Annotated in this window: 2 protein-coding genes; both read right to left on the bottom strand. The window is 76.3% G+C overall.

What is annotated here, in order from left to right; all coding sequences use genetic code 11:
- On the bottom strand, positions 1-18,771 hold an 18,771-nt coding region (locus ABZ805_RS22310), incomplete at its 3' end, for a type I polyketide synthase (protein ID WP_358443481.1).
- A gap of 105 nt (positions 18,772-18,876) precedes the next feature.
- Entirely contained in the window at positions 18,877-19,908 is a 1,032-nt protein-coding gene (locus ABZ805_RS22315) for a GDP-mannose 4,6-dehydratase (RefSeq protein ID WP_358443484.1), read from the bottom strand.
- Between the last annotated feature and the right edge of the window lie 252 nt (positions 19,909-20,160).

The following is a 20,160-nucleotide window of genomic DNA, read 5'->3' on the forward strand; positions in this document are numbered from 1 at the left end:
GTAGGCGACCTGGGCGAGCAGCAGGTCCAGCACGGCCGGCGCGCGGTCGGCTTCGGGCAGCGCGGCGAGGGTGGCCCGCAGCCCCGGCGCGTCCGGCGCGGCGGCCGGTTCCGGCCGGTCCGGTTCGCGGACCGCCGGGATCTCGGCGACGAACCCGCGCGCGGCGGGGAACGCGGCGGTGAACCGCGCCCAGTCGATGTCGGCGACGGCGACCGCGGTGTCCTGCTGCCCGAGCGCGCGGTGCAGGGCGGCGAGCGCGCTGCGCGGTTCCATCGGGGTGAACCCGCCGCGGCGCACCCGCTGCCGCACGCCGTCCGCGTCGGCGGCCATGCCCGCTTCGGCCCACGGGCCCCAGGCGAGCGAGGTCGCCGGGCGTCCGGCGGCGCGGCGGGCTTCGGCCAGCGCGTCCAGGGCGGCGTTCGCGGCCGCGTAGTTGCCCTGGCCCGCGGCGCCGAAGGTTCCCGCGGTGGAGGAGAACAGCACGAACGCGTCGAGCTCGACGTCCGCGGTGAGCTCGTCGAGGTGCTGGGCGGCGCGGACCTTCGCACCCCAGACCTGCGCGAACCGGTCGGGGGTGAGCGAGTCGAGGACGCCGTCGGCGACGACCCCGGCGGTGTGCACCACGGTGCGCAGCGGCAGCTCGGCGGGGATCTCGGCGAGGGCGGCGGCCAGCGCGTCCCGGTCGGCCACGTCGCAGGCGGCGAGGGTGACCCGGGCGCCGTGCTCGGCGAGTTCGGCGCGCAGCTCGGCGGCGCCGGGCGCGTCGGCACCGCGACGGCTGAGCAGCAGCAGGTGCTCGGCGCCCGCGGCGGCGAAGGAACGGGCGACGTGCCCGCCGAGCCCGCCGGTGCCGCCGGTGATGAGCACGGTCCCGGCGCCAGGCCGGGGTGCGGCCTCGCCGGTCGCGGGCGCGGGCACCAGGCGGCGGGCGAACGTCCCGGACGGGCGCACCGCCAGCTGGTCCTCGGATCCGCCGAGCACGGCGCGGAGCCGGTCGGCGCCCGCGCCGTCGGCGGGCAGGTCGATCAGGCCGCCCCAGCGGGCGGGCTGCTCCAGGGCGAGGACACGACCGAGTCCGGCCAGCGCGGCCTGCGCCGGGTCGGGGGCCGCGTCGGCGCGGCCGATCCGCACCGCACCCCGGGTCACGATCCACAGTGGAGCGTCAATGCCCGCGTCGGCGAGGGCGTGCACCGCGGTGGTCGTCAGCGGCAGCCCGCCGGGCACCTCGGGCGCGTCCGGGTGCGGTGCGGCGTCCCAGGACAGCAGCGAGACGACTCCGGCGAATCCCGCGCCGTTCTCCGGGAATCCGGCGTCCTCGGCTTCGGTGCGCAGGCGCCAGGCCAGTTCGGCGCGGTCGGCGCGGTGCACTTCGACGCGCACCGCGTCCGGGCCGAGCGCGCCCAGCACCTCGGCGGTGGCGGTGGCGTCGGCGTCCTGCGCGGTGAGCACCAGCCACGGCCCGTCCGGTGCGGCGCCGTCGCCGCGGACCGGGCGCCACTCGGTGCGGTAGCGCCAGCCGTCGACGGCGGCGGTCTCGCGCCGCTTGCGCCGCCATTCGGCCAGCGCGGGCACCATCGCGGCCACCGCGTCCGCGTCCAGGTCCAGCTGTTCGCCCAGCGCGCCGGTGTCGGCGCGCTCGACGGCGGACCAGAACTCGGCGTCCACCGGGTCGGCGGCGACCTCGGGCGCGGCGACCGGTTCGGGCCAGTACCGCTTGTGCTGGAAGGGGTAGGTGGGCAGGTCGATCCGGCGGGCACCGGTGCCCGCGAAGCAGCTCGCCCAGTCGACCGGGGTGCCGGTGACGTGCAGCCGGGCCAGCGCGGTGCTGACCGCGGCCACCTCGTCGCGGTCCCGGCGCAGCAGGGGCTGCAGCACGGCATCGGCGGGGGCGATCTCGCGGGCCAGCGCGGTGAGCACCCCGTCCGGGCCGAGCTCCAGGAAGGTCCGCACACCCGCGTCGGCGAGCCACCGGGCGCCGTCGGCGAAGCGCACCGCCTCCCGCACGTGCGCCACCCAGTGCTCGGCGTCGATCCGCGCGGGCTCGCCGGTCAGGTTGGACACGACCGGGATCGCCGGGGCGTGGTGGGTGAGGGAGTCGGCGATGGTGCGGAACTCGGCGAGCATCGGCTCCATCAGCGGCGAGTGGAACGCGTGGCTCACCGGCAACCGCTTGGTGCGGCGGCCGAGCTCGGCGAAGTGCGCCGCGACCGCCTCGGCCTCGGCGGCGTCCCCGGAGACCACCAGCGACTCCGGTCCGTTGATCGCCGCCAGCGACACCCGTTCCGTCAGCAGCGGCAGGACCTCGTCCTCCGCGGCCTGCACCGAGATCATCGCGCCACCGGACGGCAGCGCCTCCATCAACCGGCCGCGCGCTGCCACCAGCGCGCACGCGTCCGGCAGCGACAGCACCCCGGCCACGTGCGCGGCCACGATCTCCCCGACGGAGTGCCCGGTGACGTGGTCCGGCACGATCCCGCAGGACTCGACGAGCCGGTGCAGCGCCACTTCCAGCGCGAACAGCGCGGGCTGGGTGTAGGCGGTGCGGTCCAGCAGCTCCGCCTCCGGGCTGCCGGGTTCGGCGAACGCGATGTCGCGCAGCGGCCGGTCCAGCACGGCGTCGAAGTGGGCCAGCGCCTCGTCGAAGGCGTCGGCGAACACCGGGAACCGCGCGTGCAGCTCGCGACCGGTGCCGGGCCGCTGGCTGCCCTGGCCGGTGAACAGGAACGCGGTGCGCCCCGCCCCGGAATCCGCGCCGCGCAGCAGGTTCGCGGCCGGTGCGCCGTCGCGCAGCGCGGTGAGGCCGCGCCGCAGCTCGTCCCGGTCGGCCGCGAGCACGGCTGCCCGCTGCTCGAACCGGCCGCGCCCGGTGGCCAGCGAGTACGCCAGGTCCACCGGTTCCGCACCGTCCACGAGGGACAGCACCCGGTCCGCCTGGGCGCGCAGCGCGGCCTCGCCGCGCCCGGACAGCAGCACCGGCACCACGCCGCGGCGCGGCTCGCGGGGCTCGACCTCGACGGGCGGCGCCTGTTCGAGGACGGTGTGCGCGTTGGTGCCGCTGAGCCCGAACGAGGACACCGCGGCTCGGCGCGGCCGGCCGGACTCGGGCCACGGGACCTGGTCGACGGGCAGCTCGATCGCCCCGGAATCCCAGTCCACGTGCGAGGACGGTTCGGCGACGTGCAGGGTGCGCGGGACGAGGCCGTGCCGCAGCGCCTGCACCACCTTGATCACCCCGGCGACGCCGGAGGCCATCTGGGCGTGCCCGATGTTCGACTTGATCGAGCCCAGCAGCAGCGGGTGCTCCCGCTCCTGCCCGTAGGTCGCCAGCAGCGCCTGCGCCTCGATCGGGTCGCCCAGCGCGGTGCCGGTGCCGTGCCCCTCCACGAAGTCCACATCGGACGGTGCGAGTCCCGCGTCCGCCAGCGCGGCGCGGATCACCCGCTGCTGCGCCGGGCCGTTCGGCGCGGTCAGGCCGTTGGAGGCGCCGTCCTGGTTGATCGCGGAGCCGCGCACCACGGCCAGCACCTCGTGCCCGTTGCGGCGCGCGTCGGACAGCCGCTCCACCAGCACCAGCCCGATGCCCTCGGCGAGGCTCATCCCGTCGGCGGCGTCCGAGTAGGCCTTGCAGCGGCCGTCGGCGGCCATCGCGCGCTGCCTGCTGAACCCGACGAACGCGTTCGGCGTGGACATCACCGAGACGCCGCCGGCCAGCGCCAGCGAGCTCTCCCCGCTGCGCAGCGACCGGCACGCCAGGTGCAGCGCCACCAGCGAGGACGAGCAGGCGGTGTCCAGCGTGACCGCGGGCCCTTCCAGCCCGAACAGGTAGGACAACCGGCCGGACAGGATGCTGGACAGCGCCCCGGTGATGAGGTGGCCTTCGGAACCGTCCGCGGTGTGCGCCTGGTAATCCTGGTAGCTGGCGCCGATGAACGCCCCGGTGCTGCTGCCGCGCAGCGCCGCCGGGTCGAGACCGGCCCGCTCGAACGCCTCCCACGCGGTCTCCAGCAGCAGCCGCTGCTGCGGGTCCATCGCGAGCGCCTCGCGCGGCGAGATGCCGAAGAACTCGGCGTCGAAATCGGCCACGTCGTGCAGGAATCCGCCCTGCGTGGAGTAGGTCTTGCCCGCCCGGTCCGGGTCCGGGTCGTAGAGCCCGTCGGCGTCCCAGCCGCGGTCGGCGGGGAAGCCGGAGATCACGTCCTCGCCGCGCAGCACCAGGTCCCACAGCTGTTCCGGGGTGGCCGCACCGCCCGGGTAGCGGCAGCTCATGCCGATGATGGCGATCGGTTCGTCGTCGACCGGCCGCACCTCGGCCGGGCCGCCGGTCGCGGCGGATCCGGCGAGCTCGGCGCGCAGGAACTCCACCAGCGCCCGCGGGTTCGGGTGGTCGAAGACCATGGTGGCGGGCAGCACGAGCCCGGTGGCGGCGGCGATCCGGTTGCGCAGGTCGACGGCGGTCACCGAGTCGAAGCCGATGTCCCGGAAGGCGCGCTGCTCGTCGAGCGCGTCGGCGGAGGTGTGCCCGAGCGCGGTGGCGGCCTCGGCACGCACCAGGTCCAGCAGCAGCCGCCGCTGCTCGGCGGCGGGCAGGCCGTGCAGCCGGGTCGCGAACTCGCCGCCCGCGCCGGTCTGCTCGGCCTGCTGCCGCCGGATCTCGCGCACGGCGGGGATCTCGTCGAACAGCGCGGTGGGCCGGGCGGCGGCGAACACCGGGTGGTAGCGCGCCCAGTCCACGTCGGCGACGGCGACGGCGGTGTCGTCGTGGTCCAGGGCGGTGCGCAGCCCGGTGAGCGCGGTCTCCGGCGGCATGAACACGAGCCCGCTGCGACGGATCGCCTCCGGGTCGACGCGGCCGAGCTTCTGGTCGTCGGCCCAGATCCCCCAGGACACGGAGGTGGCGGGCAGGCCGCGGGCGCGGCGGTGCTCGGCGAGCGCGGCCAGGTGGGCGTTGCCCGCGACGTAGGCGGCGTGCTGCCCGCTGCCCCACATGCCGGCCGTCGAGGAGAACAGCACGAACGCGTCGAGCTCGGCGGGCCGGTCGGGGTGGTCCGGGTCGAGCAGTTCGTCCAGCAGCCGCGCGCCGACGACCTTGGCCCGCAGAACATCTGCGAAGGACGCGGGGGTGGCCTCGTCGACGGATTCCAGGCCGATGAACGCGGCGGTGTGCAGCACGGCGCGCACGGTGCGGCCGTCGGCGGCGAGCCGGGACAGCAGGCCGCGCACCGATTCCCGGTCGCCGAGGTCGCAGGGCAGCACCTCGGCGTCGGTGCCGAGCTCGGCGAGTTCGGCGACGAGATCGGCCGCGCCGGGCGCGTCGGCACCGCGCCTGCTGGTGAGCACCAGGTGTTCGGCGCCCTGCCGCGCCAGCCAGCGCGCCAGGTGCGGGGCGAGGGTGCCGGTGCCACCGGTGATCAGGGTGGTGCCGCGCGGCCGCCAGGCGCGCGCGGGCGCGCGGTCGCCGACGGGCGCGGGCACGATGCGGCGCGCGTGCACGCCGGAGGCGCGGATCGCGAGCTGGTCCTCCCCCGTCGTCCCGGCGAGCACCGCGGCGAGCCGCTGCCCGGCGCGCTCGTCGAGCTCCGCGGGCAGGTCGACGACGCCGCCCCAGCGCTGCGGGTGCTCCAGCGCGGTGGTCCAGCCGAGGCCGTGCACCTGCGCCTGCGCGGGGTGGGTGACCTGGTCGGCGCGGCCGGTGGCGACGGCGCCGCGGGTCAGCGCCCACAGCGGGGCGTCGATCCCGGCGTCGCCGAGGGCCTGCACGAGCACCAGGCTCAGCGCGAGGCCGCGGGCGAGCTCGGGGTGCTCGGGGCAGGGCGTCTCGTCCAGCGCCAGCAGGGAGACGACGCCGGTCGCCTCGGCCGCGGCGTCGGCGAGCAGCGCGGCGAGGTGTTCCCGGTCGAGGTGCCCGTCGTCCAGCTCGACGCGCCGCGCGGTGGCGCCGTGCGCGGTGAGCACGGCGGCGACCTCGGCGTCGTCGGCGCCGCCGGTGCCGCACACCAGCCAGGTCCCGGTCAGCTCGACGTTCCCGCCGCCGCGCAACGGGGTCCACGTCGCGCGGTACCGCCAGGAATCCGCTGTGGACGCTTCGGCGCGGCCGCGGTGCCAGCTGGACAGCGCGGGCAGCACCGCGGCCAGCGAGTCGGCGTCCACGTCGAGCCGGTCGGTGAGCGCGGCGAGGTCCTGCTGCTCGACGTCGGCCCAGAACCCGGCCTCGGCGACCCCGACCTCGCCGCCGGGGGCCTGCGGGGCGGCGGGCAGCGCCCACAGGTGTTCGTGCTGGAACGCGTAGGTGGGCAGCTCGACGCGCCGCGCCCCGTCGAGCAGCGGCGCGAAGTCGACCTCGACGCCGCGGGCCAGCAGCTCCCCGGCGGAGAGCAGGAACCGTTCCAGGCCGCCGTGTTCGCGGCGCAACGTGCCGCCGGTGAGCACGGTCGCCGCGGCCTGCTCGGCGGTCTCCTGCACGGCGGCGGTGAGCACCGGGTGCGGGCTGATCTCGACGAACACGCCGTGGCCCTGCTCGGCGAGGGCGCGCACGGCCGGTTCGAAGCCGACGGTGCCGCGCAGGTTCCGGTACCAGTACGCCGCGTCCATCCCGGTGGTGTCCAGCCAGTCCCCGGTGACGGTGGAGAAGAACGGGACCTCGGACGTGGCGGGGCGGATCGGGGCGAGCACGTCGAGCAGTTCCGCTTCGATGGCTTCGACGTGCGCGGAGTGCGAGGCGTAGTCGACGGCGACCCGGCGGGCCCGGACCTCCTCGGCGGTGAGGCGCTCGTGCAGCGCGTCCAGCGCGTCCGGGTCGCCGGAGACGACGGTGGAGCCCGGCCCGTTGATCGCGGCGATCGACACCCCGTCACCGAGGCGTTCGCGCACCTGGTCGGCGCCGAGCGCGACGGACAACATGCCGCCCGCCCCGGCGAGCCCGGCGGCGATGGCGCGGCTGCGCAGCGCGACCACCCGCGCCGCGTCGTCCAGGCCGAGCGCCCCGGAGACGCAGGCGGCGGCGATCTCGCCCTGGGAGTGGCCGAGCACCGCGTCCGGCCGCACCCCGTGGTGCCGCCACAGCGCGGCGAGCGACACCATCACGGCGAACGACGCGGGTTGCACCACGTCGACCCGGTCCAGCGAGGGCGCGTCCGGTGCTCCGCGCAGCACGTCGAGCAGCGACCAGTCGACGTGCGGGGCGAGCGCGGCGGCGCAGTCGGCGATCCGGGCGGCGAACACGGGCGATTCGTCGAGCAGCCGGGCGCCCATCCCGGCCCACTGCGAGCCCTGGCCGGGGAACACGAACACGGTGCGCCCGGTGGCGGTGGCGGTGCCCTGCACGAGCCCGGTGGCGGGCCGCCCGTCGGCGAACTCGGCGAGCGCGGTCCGCAGCGCGGCGGGGTCGTCGCCGACGAGGACGGCGCGGTGCTCGAACCGGGCGCGGCTGCCGAGCAGCGAGTGCGCGACGTCGGCGGCGGGGTGCTCGGCGGCGGGCGAATCCGGGGCGGCGAGGCGGGCGGCCTGGGCGCGCAGCGCCGGTTCGGTGCGGGCGGACAGCACCCACGGCACCGGTCCGGCCGGTGCCGGTTCGACGACGGGCGCCGGGTCGGCCGCGGGTTCGTGCTCCAGGACGGCGTGCGCGTTGGTGCCGCTGATGCCGAAGGAGGACACCGCGGCGCGGCGCGGTCCGCCGGTCTCCGGCCAGCCGGTGTTGGCGTGCAGCAGTTCCACGCCGCCCGCGGTCCAGTCGACGTGCGTCGAGGGCCGGTCGGCGTGCAGGGTGCGCGGCAGCAGGCCGTGCCGCATCGCCAGCACCACCTTGATCACGCCGACGACGCCCGCCGCGGATTGGGCGTGCCCGAGGTTGGACTTGGCGGAGCCGAGCAGCAGCGGCGCGGCCGGGTCGCGATCGCGGCCGTAGGTGCGTTGCAGCGCCTGGGCTTCGATGGGATCGCCGAGGGCGGTGCCGGTGCCGTGCGCCTCCACCACCTGGATGTCCGATGTGGACAGATCGGCGTTGGCGAGGGCCTGCTGGATGACGCGCTGCTGCGCGGGCCCGTTCGGCGCGCTGAGCCCGTTGGAGGCGCCGTCCTGGTTGACCGCGCTGCCGCGGACGACGGCCAGCACCGGGTGGCCCCGGCGCTGCGCATCGGAGAGCCGTTCGACCAGCAGCACGCCGACGCCTTCGGACAGCGCCATGCCGTCGGCGCCGTCGGCGAACGCCTTGCAGCGCCCGTCGCGGGCCAGCGCGCGCTGGCGGCTGAACGCGACGAATGCGGCCGGGTCGGCCATCACGGTGGCGCCGCCGGCCAGCGCGAGATCGCTCTCCCCGGTGCGCAGCGACTGGCAGGCCAGGTGCAGCGCGACCAGCGAGGAGGAGCAGGCGGTGTCCACGGTGACGGCGGGGCCTTCCAGCCCGAACAGGTAGGACAGCCGCCCGGACAGCACGCTGGGGCTGGTGCCGGTGACGGCGTGGCCTTCGGAGCCGTCGGCGGAGCCGCTGCCGTAGTCCTGGAAGCTGGAGCCGATGTAGGTGCCGGTGCGGCTGCCGCGCAGCGCGCCGGGGTCGATGCCCGCGCGTTCGAAGGATTCCCACGAGGTCTCCAGCAGCAGCCGCTGCTGCGGGTCCATCGCGAGCGCTTCGCGCGGGGAGATCCCGAAGAACGCCGGGTCGAATTCACCCGCGTCGTGCAGGAATCCGCCCTGCGTGGAGTAGGTGGTCCCGGCGCGGTCCGGGTCCGGGTCGTAGAGCCGGTCGGCGTTCCAGCCGCGGTCGGCGGGGAAGTCGGTGATGGCGTCGACCCCGTCGGCGAGCAGTTCCCAGAACCGCTCGGGCGTGTCCGCGCCGCCGGGGAACCGGCAGGCCATGCCGATGATGGCGATCGGTTCCCCGGTGTCGCCGGTCGCGGCCGCGGTGGTGGTGCTCGCACCGGTGCCGAGGAGTTCGGCGCGCAGGTGCTCGGCCAGCGTCTCGGCGCTGGGGTGGTCGAAGGCGAGGGTGCTGGGCAGCGCGAGCCCGGTCGCGGCGGCGAGCCGGGTGCGGAGTTCGACGGCGGTGAGCGAGTCGAAGCCGAGTTCGCGGAACGCGCGGCGCAGCGGCACCGATTCGGCGCCGGAGTGGCCGAGCACGGCGGCGGATTCGGTGCGCACCAGGTCCAGCAGCAGGTCCCGCTGGGCGTCGCCGTCGAGTCCGCGCAGCCGCGCGGCCAGCGCCCCGTCCGGTTCGGCCTGCTCGGCGCCCGCCCGCCCGAGCGCGCGGACCTCGGGCAGCTCGGACAGCAGCGGGCTGGGCCGGGCCGCGGTGAAGATCGGGTGGTAGCGGGCCCAGTCGACGTCGGCGATGGTGGCGGCGGTGTCGTCGCGGGCGAGCGCGCGGTGCACCTCGGCGACGGCGGTGTCCGGGTCGAGCATGCCGAGCCCGCTGCGGCGCAGCTGTTCGGCGACGGCCTCGTCGGTGGCCATGCCCGCGTCCGCCCACGGTCCGAAGGCGAGCGCGGTGGCGGGCAGGCCGCGGGCGCGGCGGTGCTCGGCGAGGGCGTCGAGCTGCGCGTTCGCCGCCGCGTAGGCGCTCTGCCCGCCGCTGCCCCAGGTTCCGGCGATGGACGACAGCAGCAGGAAGAAGTCGAGCTCGCGGTCGCCGAGCAGCTCGTCGAGGTGCACGGCCCCGGCGGCCTTCGCGGCGGCGACGGCGGCGAACTCGGCGGGCGCGGTGTCCTGCAGCGGGGCGGCCTGCCCGGTTCCGGCGGCGTGCACCACGCCGGTGAGCTCGGGCAGGTCGGCGAGCAGTGCGGCGAGCGCGTCCCGGTCGGTCACGTCGCAGGCCGCGATGCGCACCTCGGCACCGAGCCCGCGCAGCTGGTCGGCGAGTTCGGCGGCGCCCGGCGCGTCGGGTCCGCGACGTCCGGTGAGCACCAGCCGCGCCGCCCCGGCTTCGGCGAGCGAGCGAGCGATGCGGGCGCCGAGCGCACCGGTGCCACCGGTGATGAGCACGGTGCCGCGCGCGGTGAACCCGGTACCCGCGGCGGGGATCGGGTGGTGCAGCAGCCTGCGCCCGGCGAGCCCGGCGGGGCGCACCGCGACCTGGTCCTCGCCGTCGAGCCCGCCGAGCACGCGGGCGAGCCGGGCCCCGGCCTGCCGGTCCGGTTCGGCGGGCAGGTCGACGAGACCGCCCCAGCGCTGCGGGTGTTCCAGGGCGACGACGCGGCCGAGCCCCCAGGTGGCGGCCTGGACCGGGCTCTCGATCGGGTCGTCGGCGCCGATGGACACCGCACCCGACGTGATCATCCACAGTGGAGCGTCGAGCTCTGCGTCGCCGAGGGCCTGCGCGAGGGCCGCGTTGAGCACGAGTCCGGTGCTCAGCGCCGGGTGCGCCGGATGCGGCCGCTCGTCGGCGGCCAGCACCGACACCACGCCGCTGATCGCCGGTTCGTCGAGGCTGGCGGCGATGCCGGCCCGGTCCGCGTCGGAATCCAGCAGCAGTTCCCGGACTTCCGCGCCGTGCGCGCGCAACGCGGCCGCGACCGGGCCGGTGCCGGTCTCCGCGGTGCCGACGAGCAGCCAGCCACCGGTGAGCACCGCCGGCGCGGGCGTGCTCAGCGGATGCCAGTCCACCCGGTAGCGCCAGGAGTCCAGCAGTTCCCGCTCGTGCCTGCGCTGCCGCCAGGACGCGAGCGCGGGCAGCAGCGAGTACAGCGCGGCGTGCTGCGAGTCGGCCAGCCCGAGCAGGTCGGCGAGCTCCTCGCCCGCGCCCCGGTCCACCGCGGTCCACAGCCGCTCGTCGGCCGGGTCGGTGGCGGGCGCGGCGGAGGTGATCTCCGGCCAGTACCGCTCGTGCTGGAACGCGTAGGTGGGCAGCGCGACGCGGCGCGCGCCGGGGTGCGCGGCGGCGAGGTCGACCGGCGCGCCGCGGACGTGCAGCCGGGCCAGCGCGGTGGTCACCGACAGGTCCTCGGCGCGGTCGGCGCGCAGCGCGGGCACGAACGCGGCGTCGTCGCCGAGCACGTCCTGCGCCATCGCGGACAGCACGCCGTCCGGGCCCAGCTCCAGGTAGGTGCGGGTGCCCGCCTCGGCGGCGGTGCGCAGCGCGTCGGCGAACCGGACGGTGGCGCGGGCGTGCCGCACCCAGTACTCGGGGGTGCGCACCTCGTCCCCGGCGAGCGCACCGGTGACGCCGGAGATCAGCGGGATCCGCGGGGCCCGGTAGTCGAGCCCTTCGGCGACCTGCCGGAACTCGTCGAGCATCGGGTCGACCAGCGGCGAGTGGAACGCGTGGCTGACGCTGAGCCGCTTGGTGCCGCGGTCGGCGAACCGCTCGGCGACCGCCACGGCTTCGGCCTCGTCGCCGGAGATCACCACGGAGGCCGGGCCGTTCACGGCGGCGATCGAGATCCGCTCGGTGAGCAGCGGCGCGACCTCGTCCTCGGTGGCGCGCAACGAGATCATCGCCCCACCCCGGGGCAGCGCGGCCATCAGCCGGGCGCGGGCGGCGACCAGCGCGCACGCGTCGGGCAGCGACAGCACCCCGGCGACGTGGGCGGCGGCGAGCTCGCCGATGGAGTGCCCGGCGAGCCGGTCGGGCACCGCGCCGCGCGCTTCGACGAGCCGGTACAGCGCCACTTCGAGCGCGAACAGCGCGGGCTGCGCGTAGCCGGTGTCGTCCAGGTCGGCCGCGTCGGCCGGACCGGCGGCGTCGGCCAGACCGGCGGCGTCGGCCAGGTCGGATCTGTCCGGCTCGGTGGCGGCATCGAGGTCGGCGGCGCCCGGCCCTCCGGTGTCGCGGACCGCGAGCAGCGCGGCGCGCACCGCCGGGTCGAAGTGCGCGAGCACCTCGTCGAGCGCGGCGGCGAACTCCGGGTACCGCGCGTGCAGCTCCGCGCCCATCCCCGGGCGCTGGCTGCCCTGACCGGTGAACAGCGCGGTGAGCCCGCCCGGTTCGCCGGTTTCGCCGGTGACGATGCCGGGATCGGGCCGGTCGGCGGCGAGGGCGCGCAGCGAGTCGAGCAGCCCCGCGCGGCCGGTGCCGAGCACGGCGGCGCGCTGCGGGAACGCGGTGCGGGTGGTGACCAGCGAATGCGCGACGTCGGCCGGCCGGTGGCCGGGGTGGGCGTCGAGGAAGGTGGCGAGCCGGGCGGCTTGGGAGCGCAGCGCGGCACGGGTCTTCCCGGCCAGCGGCCAGGCCACCGCGACCTCGGTGCCGCCCACGGACGCCGCGGTACCGGCGGGCTCCAGGGCCTCGGCGGGCTCCAGGGTCTCGGCAGGCGACAGGGCCTCGGCGGGCGCCGCGGGGACCTCACCGGCCCCGGGGTGTTCGAGGACGAGGTGCGCGTTGGTGCCGCTGATGCCGAACGCGGACACGGCGGCGCGGCGGGGCCGCCCGGTCTCGGGCCACGGGGTGTCGGCGGTGAGCAGTTCCACCGCGCCGTCCGCCCAGTCCACGTGGGTGGACGGCGTCTCGGCGTGCAGGGTGCGGGGCAGCACGCCGTGCCGCATGGCCTGCACCATCTTGATCACTCCGGCGACCCCGGCGGCGGCCTGGGTGTGCCCGAGGTTCGACTTGATCGAGCCCAGCCGCAGCGGGGTTTCCCGGTCCTGCCCGTAGGTCGCGAGCAGCGCCTGGGCTTCGATCGGGTCGCCGAGCGCGGTTCCGGTGCCGTGCGCCTCCACCGCATCGACGTCCGAAGTGGACAGATCGGCGGCGGCGAGGGCCTGCCGGATCACCCGCTGCTGCGAGGGACCGTTGGGCGCGGTGAGCCCGTTGGACGCCCCGTCCTGGTTGACGGCGCTGCCGCGCACCACCGCGAGCACCTCGTGCCCGTTGCGCCGCGCGTCGGAGAGCCGCTCCAGCACGACGATCCCGACGCCCTCGGCCCAGCCGACGCCGTCCGCGTCGGCGGAGAACGCCTTGCACCGCCCGTCCGGGGACAGGCCGCGCTGCCGGGAGAACTCGATCAGCGCCGCCGGGGTCGACATCACCGTCACGCCGCCCGCGAGCGCCAGCGAGCACTCCCCGGCGCGCAGCGCCTGCATCGCCCAGTGCATCGCGACCAGCGAGGACGAGCAGGCGGTGTCCACGGTGACCGCCGGGCCTTCGAGACCGAGCGCGTAGGACACCCGCCCGGAGGCGACGCTCGGCGAGGTGCCGCTGCCCTGGTGCCCTTCGAAGTCACCGCCGGCGAGCACCGCGCCGTAGTCGTTGTACATCACCCCGGCGAACACGCCGGTCCGGCTACCGCGCAGCGCGGCCGGGTCGATCCCGGCCTGTTCGATCGCGGACCAGGAGGTCTCCAGCAGCAGCCGCTGCTGCGGGTCGGTGGAGATCGCTTCGCGCGGGCTCATCCCGAAGAAGCCCGGGTCGAATTCGGCGGCGTCGTGCAGGAATCCACCGGAGCGGGCGTAGGAGGTGCCGGTGCGGTCCGGGTCCGGGTCGTAGAGCGCGTCCAGGTCCCAGCCGCGATCCACCGGGAACCCGGTGATCGCGTCGGTGCCCTCGGCCACCAGCCGCCACAACTCGTCGGGCGAGGTGACCCCGCCCGGGTAGCGGCAGGCCATGCCGACGATCGCGATCGGATCGCCGGACACCGCGACCGCGTCGGCCTCCCCGGTGTCGGCGTCCGCGTCGCCGAGCAGCTCGCCGCGCACGTGCGCGGCGAGTGCCCGCGCCGTCGGGTGGTCGAACACGGCGGTCGCGGCGGTGCGCAGCCCGGTGGCGGTGGCCAGCCGGTTGCGCAGCTCCACGGCGGTCAGCGAGTCGAACCCGAGTTCCTGGAACGCGCGGTCCGGGTCCACATCGGACGCCGCGGCGTGCCCGAGCACGGCCGCGACCTGGGTCCGCACCAGCTCCAGCACCGCAGCGGCCCGGTCGGCGCCGCCCAGCGCGCCGAGCCGCCGGGCGAGCCCGGCCGATTCGGCGGAACCGGTGGCGGCCCGGCGGGCGGGGGTGCGGATCAGGCCGCGCAGGAAGGCGGGGATCTCGCCCCGGGAGCGCAGCACCGGCAGGTCCAGCCGGACCGGTGCGAGCACCGCTTCCCCGGTGGCGGTGGCCGCGTCGAACAGCGCGGTCCCCTGCTCGGGTTCCAGCGGCGGGGTGCCGGTGGCGGTGAGGCGGCGCAGTTCGGCCTCGGTCAGCTCCCCGGTCATGCCGCCGGTCGAGGCCCACGGGCCCCAGGCCAGCGAGGTCGCCGGGAGCCCGGCGGCGCGGCGGTGCGCGGCGAGCCCGTCCAGGTAGGCGTTGGCGGCCGAGTAGTTCGCCTGCCCCGCGGCGCCGACGACTCCGGCGAGCGAGGAGAAGGTGGTGAACTCGGCGAGCTCGTGGTCCCTGGTCAGCTCGTGCAGGTTCCAGGCGGCGTCGACCTTCGGCCGCAGCACGGCCGCCAGCCGTTCCGGGGTGAGCGCGTCGAGCAGCGCGTCGTCGAGGACTCCGGCGGCGTGCAGCACCGAGGTCAGCGGGTGCGCGGCGGGGATCTCGGCCAGCAGCGCGGCGAGCGCGTCCCGGTCGGCGGCATCGCAGGCGGCGACGCGCACCTCGGCGCCGTGCTCGGCGAGGTCGGCGGCGAGCCGGTCGACGCCCTCGGCGTCCGGTCCGCGGCGGCTGGTCAGCAGCAGGTGCCGCACCCCGTGTTCGACGACGAGGTGGCGGGCGAACAGGGCGCCGAGCCCGCCGGTGCCGCCGGTGATGAGCACGGTGCCGTCCGGGTCGCGCTCCGGTGCGGCGGTGTCGGTGCGGGCGTCGGCCGCGGCGATCGGGGCGCGGGCCAGCCGCGCCGCGCGCAGCCGTCCGTCCACGATGGACAGCTGGGGTTCCTCGGCGAGCGCGAGCGCCGCGGGCAGCTGCGCCCCGGCGGCGGTGGTGTCCAGGTCGACCAGCCCGAATCGGCCGGGGTGTTCGGCCTGCGCGGTGCGGATCAGGCCCCACGCCGCGGCGGCGGCCAGGTCGGCGCCGTCGCGGGCGCCGCGGGTGACGACGACGAGCCGGGCCGAGGTGTCGGCGGCGAGGGCGCGCTGGGCGTGGGCGAGCACCCGCGCGGTGCACGCGTGCACCTCGTCCGGCGCCGCCGTGGTCGAACCGACCGGCAGCACGACGACCTCGGCGTCCGCGGGCACCGCGTCCAGGTCGGCGACCTCGACCGCGCCGGGCGGGGGCGCGTCCCAGGGCACCTCGCCGATGGCCGGGAGCACCGCCACCGGGCCCGGCTCGGCGGTGGTGGTGATCGGGGTCCAGTCCAGCCGGAACAGCGCGTCCCGGGCCGCGGTGGGAGTGCGGGCGCCGAACGGGCGCAGCACCAGCGACTCGACCTCGGCCACCGGTTCCCCGGCCGGGTCGGCCACGGACACCGCGACCGCGTCCGGTCCGGCGGGCGCCAGCCGCACCCGGGCGGCGGTGGCGCCGGTGGCGTGCAGCGAGACGCCTTCCCAGGAGAACGGCAGGCCCGGCCCGCCGGTCTCGTCGAGCCCGGCCCCGGCGGCGTGCAGCGCCGCGTCCAGCAGCGCCGGGTGCAGCCCGAACGACTCGGCTTCCGCGGCGGCCGCCGCGGGCAGCTCCACCTCGGCGAACACCTCGTCACCGCGCCGCCAGGCCGCGCGCAGGCCGCGGAACGCCGGTCCGTAGTCGAGCCCGGCGGCCGCGAACCGCTCGTAGCGTCCGTCCAGGTCCACGGACCGCGCTCCGGCGGGCGGCCAGTCCCCGCCGAGGTCGGCGGGGGTGCCGCGCGCGGTGTCGAGCACACCGGTGGCGTGCCGCGTCCACGGCTGCTCCTCGGCGCCGTCGGGGCGGGAGTAGAGGCTGAGCTCCCGGCTCCCGGTGTCGTCGGGCCCGCCGAGCCACACCTGCACCTGCACCGCGCCCTGCTCGGGCAGCACCAGCGGGGCGGCCAGCGTCAGCTCCCGCACCCGGTCGCAGCCCGCTTCGTCCCCGGCGCGCAGCGCCAGCTCGACGAACGCGGTGCCGGGCAGCAGGATCTCGCCGCCGACCGCGTGCTCGGCCAGCCACGGGTGCGAGCGCACCGACAACCGGCCGGTGAGCAGTACCCCGTCCGAGTTGGCCAGCGAGACCGCGGCCGCCAGCAGCGGGTGGTGCGCGGCCCCGAGCCCTGCCGCGCGCACGTCGCCGTCACCGGTGCTCTTCGGCCAGAACCGGCGGCGCTGGAACGGGTAGCCGGGCAGCGCGACGCGGCGCGCACCGGTGCCCGCGAAGAACTCCGGCCAGTCCGGGGAGACGCCGTGCGCGTGCAGCGCCGCCAGCGCCTGCGCGACGGCGGTGGTCTCGGGCCGGTCACCGCGCAGCAGCGGGACGGCCAGGGCTTCGTGGTCGAAGTTCGCCGGGACGAGCGCGCTGAGCACCGCATCCGGGCCGAGCTCGGCGAACACCCGCACCCCGAGCTCGCCGAGGCGGCGGACGGCGGCGCCGAACCGCACTGGGCGGCGCACGTGCTCCACCCAGTGCTCCGGCGAGGCGAGTTCGCGGGCGGTGGCGGGTTCGCCGGTGGCGGTGGACACCAGCGGCAGCAGCGGTTCCCGCGGCGAGAGCGCGGCGACGACGGTGCGGAACTCGGCGAGCATCGGCTCCATCAGCGGCGAGTGGAACGCGTGGCTCACCGGCAACCGCTTGGTACGACGACCCAGCTCCGCGAAGTGCGCCGCGACCGCCTCCGCCTCGGCGGCGTCCCCGGAGACCACCAGCGACTCCGGCCCGTTGACCGCCGCCAGCGACACCCGCGCCGTCAACAACGGCAGGACCTCGTCCTCCGCCGCCTGCACCGAGATCATCGCGCCACCCGACGGCAACGCCCCCATCAACCGGCCGCGGGCGCACACCAGCGCGGCCGCGTCGTCGAGGGTGAACACCCCGGCCACGTGCGCGGCGGCGATCTCCCCGACGGAGTGCCCGGCGAGGTGGTCGGGCCGCAGCCCCCAGGATTCGGCGAGCCGGTGCAGCGCCACCTCGACGGCGAACAGGGCGGGCTGCGCGTATCCGGTCTCGTCCAGCAGCGCGGCCTCGGCGCTGCCCGGTTCGGCGAACAGCACCTCGCGCAGCGGCCGGTCCAGGTGCTCGTCGAGGGCGGCGAGCACCTCGTCGAAGGCGGTGGCGAACACCGGGAACCGCGCGTGCAGCTCGCGACCCGCGCCGAGCCGCTGGCCGCCCTGCCCGGTGAACAGGAACGCCGTCTTGCCCGCGACGCGGGAGGAACCGCGCACGAGTGCCGGGGCCTCCTCGTCCGCCGCGAGGGCGCGCAGCCCCGCGCGCAGCTCGTCCGGATCGGTCGCGGTGAGCACGGCGCGGTGCTCCAGGCCGCCGCGGTTGGCGGTGGAGCGGCCGACGTCCAGCGGCCGCGGCCCCTCGGAGTCCACAGTGGAGAGCAGCCGGGCGGCCTGGTCGCGCAGCGCCGCCGCGGTCTTGCCCGACAGCACCACCGGCACCGCCCCGGGCTGCACCGGCTCGGCCACCGGCTCCGGTTCGGGCGCCTGCTCGATGATGGTGTGCGCGTTGGTGCCGCTGATGCCGAACGAGGACACGCCCGCCCGGCGCGGCCGGTCCGCCACCGGCCAGGGCGCGGCGTCGGTGAGCAGCCGCACCTGCCCGGCGTTCCAGTCGACGTGCGTCGACGGCTCGTCCACGTGCAGGGTCCGCGGCAGCAGGCCGTGCCGCATCGCCTGCACCACCTTGATGACCCCGGCGACGCCGGCCGCGGCCTGGGTGTGCCCGAGGTTCGACTTGATCGAACCCAGCCACAGCGGCGCCTCCCGGTCCTGCCCGTAGGTCGCCAGCAGCGCCTGCGCCTCGACCGGGTCGCCGAGCACGGTCCCGGTGCCGTGCGCCTCCACGACGTCCACTTCGGACGGAGTGAGCCGCGCGTTCACCAGCGCCTGCTGGATGACGCGCTGCTGCGACGGCCCGTTCGGCGCGGTCAGCCCGTTGGAGGCGCCGTCCTGGTTCACCGCGCTGCCGCGCACCACCGCGAGCACCTCGTGCCCGTTGCGCCGCGCGTCGGAGAGCCGCTCCAGGACCAGCACGCCGACGCCCTCGCCCCAGCCGGTCCCGTCCGCCGCATCGGCGAACGAGCGGCAGCGGCCGTCCGCGGACAGCCCGCCCTGCCGGGAGAACTCCAGGAACGTCGCCGGGCCGGACATCACGGTGACCCCGCCCGCCAGCGCCAGCGAGCACTCCCCGGCCCGCAGCGAGTGCGCCGCCAGGTGCAGCGCCACCAGCGAGGACGAGCAGGCCGTGTCCACCGTGACCGCGGGCCCCACGGCGCCGAAGGTGTAGGCGAGCCTGCCGGAGAGCACGCTGCCGCTGTTGCCGGTGAGCCGGAACCCGTCCACGTCGTCGGCCGCACCGACCCGGTAGTCCTGCGCCATCGCGCCCATGAACACACCGGTGCGGCTGCCCCGCACCGCCGCCGGATCGACGCCGGCGTGCTCGAACGCCTCCCAGGTGGTCTCCAGCAGCACCCGCTGCTGCGGGTCCATCGCCAGCGCCTCGCGCGGGGAGATGCCGAAGAAGTCCGCGTCGAACTCGGCCGCGTCGTGCAGGAATCCGCCGGAGCGGGTGGCCGTGTCGGCGTCCGCGAGCTCCCAGCCCCGATCGGCGGGGAACCCGGTGATGCCGTCGCGGCCCTCGGCGACCAGCCGCCACAGGTCCTCGGGACCGGTCACGTCCCCGGGGTAGCGGCAGCTCATGCCGACGATGGCGATGGGCTCCCTGGCGGCGTCCTCCAGCTCCTGCACGCGCGCCCGGGAGCGCTTCAGATCGGCGCTCGCCCGCTTCAGGTAGTCCCGGAGCTTCTGCTCGTTGTCCATCTCCACCCCGCCTGCGTCGACCGGACGGAGCCCAGTCTCGTCAGGCCCTGCCCGGGAATTCCCCAGTCCTGGAAGGGCGAACGGCCACCGTCCGCCCGGAGAGCGTCACCAGCTGGACGCGGAGAGCACCTCGGCGTAGTCGCGTTCGCGGGAGGCCTGCCGGAGGTCGGCTTCCACCATCATCGTCATCAGCTCGGTGAAGTCGACGCTCGGTTCCCAGCCCAGTTCCCGGCGCGCCCGCCCGGAATCGGCGCACAGCGTCTCGACCTCGGCGGGGCGCACCAGCGTCGGGTCGATCTCGACGTGGTCCTCCCAGTGCAGGCCCGCCGCGTCGAACGCGATGCGCACCGCGTCCCGCACCGAGTGCATCCGGCCGGTGCCGACCACGTAGTCGGACGGCTCGTCCTGCTGCAGCATCAGGTGCATCGCGCGCACGTAGTCCCCGGCGAAACCCCAGTCCCGCACCGCGTCCAGGTTGCCGAGGTAGAGCTTGTCCTGCAAGCCGAGCTTGATCTGCGCGACGGCCAGCGAGATCTTGCGGGTGACGAATTCGGCGCCGCGGCGCGGAGATTCGTGGTTGAACAGGATGCCGGACACGCCCCACACGCCGTAGGACTCGCGGTAGTTCTGCGTGATGTAGTGCCCGTAGGTCTTGGCGACGCCGTACGGGCTGCGCGGGTGGAAGGTGGTGTGCTCGCTCTGCGGCGTCTCGGCGACCTTGCCGAACATCTCGGAGGACGACGCCTGGTAGAACCGGATGCGCTCCCCGCCGGAACCGCCGGAACCGTGCAGGCCGCTGACGATGCGGATCGCCTCCAGCATCCGCAGCACGCCCATCCCGTTCACCTCGGTGACGAGTTCCGCCTGCTGCCAGGACATCGGCACGAACGAGATGGCGCCCAGGTTGTAGACCTCGTGCGGCTGCACCAGGTCCACCGCCGAGACCAGGCTGCCCTGGTCCATCAGGTCACCGTCCACGAAGGACAGATCGGCGGCCAGCCTGCTCAGCCGGGACTTGCGCGGGTTCGCCTGCCCCCTGATCAGGCCCCACACCTGGTAGCCCTGCGCGAGCAGGTGCTCGGCCAGGTAGGAACCGTCCTGCCCGGTGATCCCGGTGATCAGCGCTCGCCTGGACATGTGCTTCCCCTTCCACCACACGATGCCGACAGCACCCGTGCCGACCGCGTGGACGGCGGCGGGAACGCGCGCGGTGGCGCACCGGGCACCGGCACAGGTCGGGACGGCACCTGCCGGGAGCCCCCGGATCGGGCCGGCTCCGACGCTGGCAGCCGCTCATCCGCGGTGTCAAAGGAAAGCGGTACACCCTAGGGATTCGACGAGTTCTCGCTGCCGGACCGGGATGCGGACTAGGGGTTCCCCGCGCCACCC

Origin of the sequence: Saccharopolyspora sp. NPDC047091 (genome assembly GCF_040643635.1) — a bacterium.
In the GTDB taxonomy this organism is placed as follows: domain Bacteria; phylum Actinomycetota; class Actinomycetes; order Mycobacteriales; family Pseudonocardiaceae; genus Saccharopolyspora_C.

What these genes read in the sequence shown, in the direction of transcription:
- ABZ805_RS22315 (WP_358443484.1), bottom strand. Translation starts at nt 19,908, where the DNA reads ATGTCCAGGCGAGCGCTGATCACCGGGATCACCGGGCAGGACGGTTCC.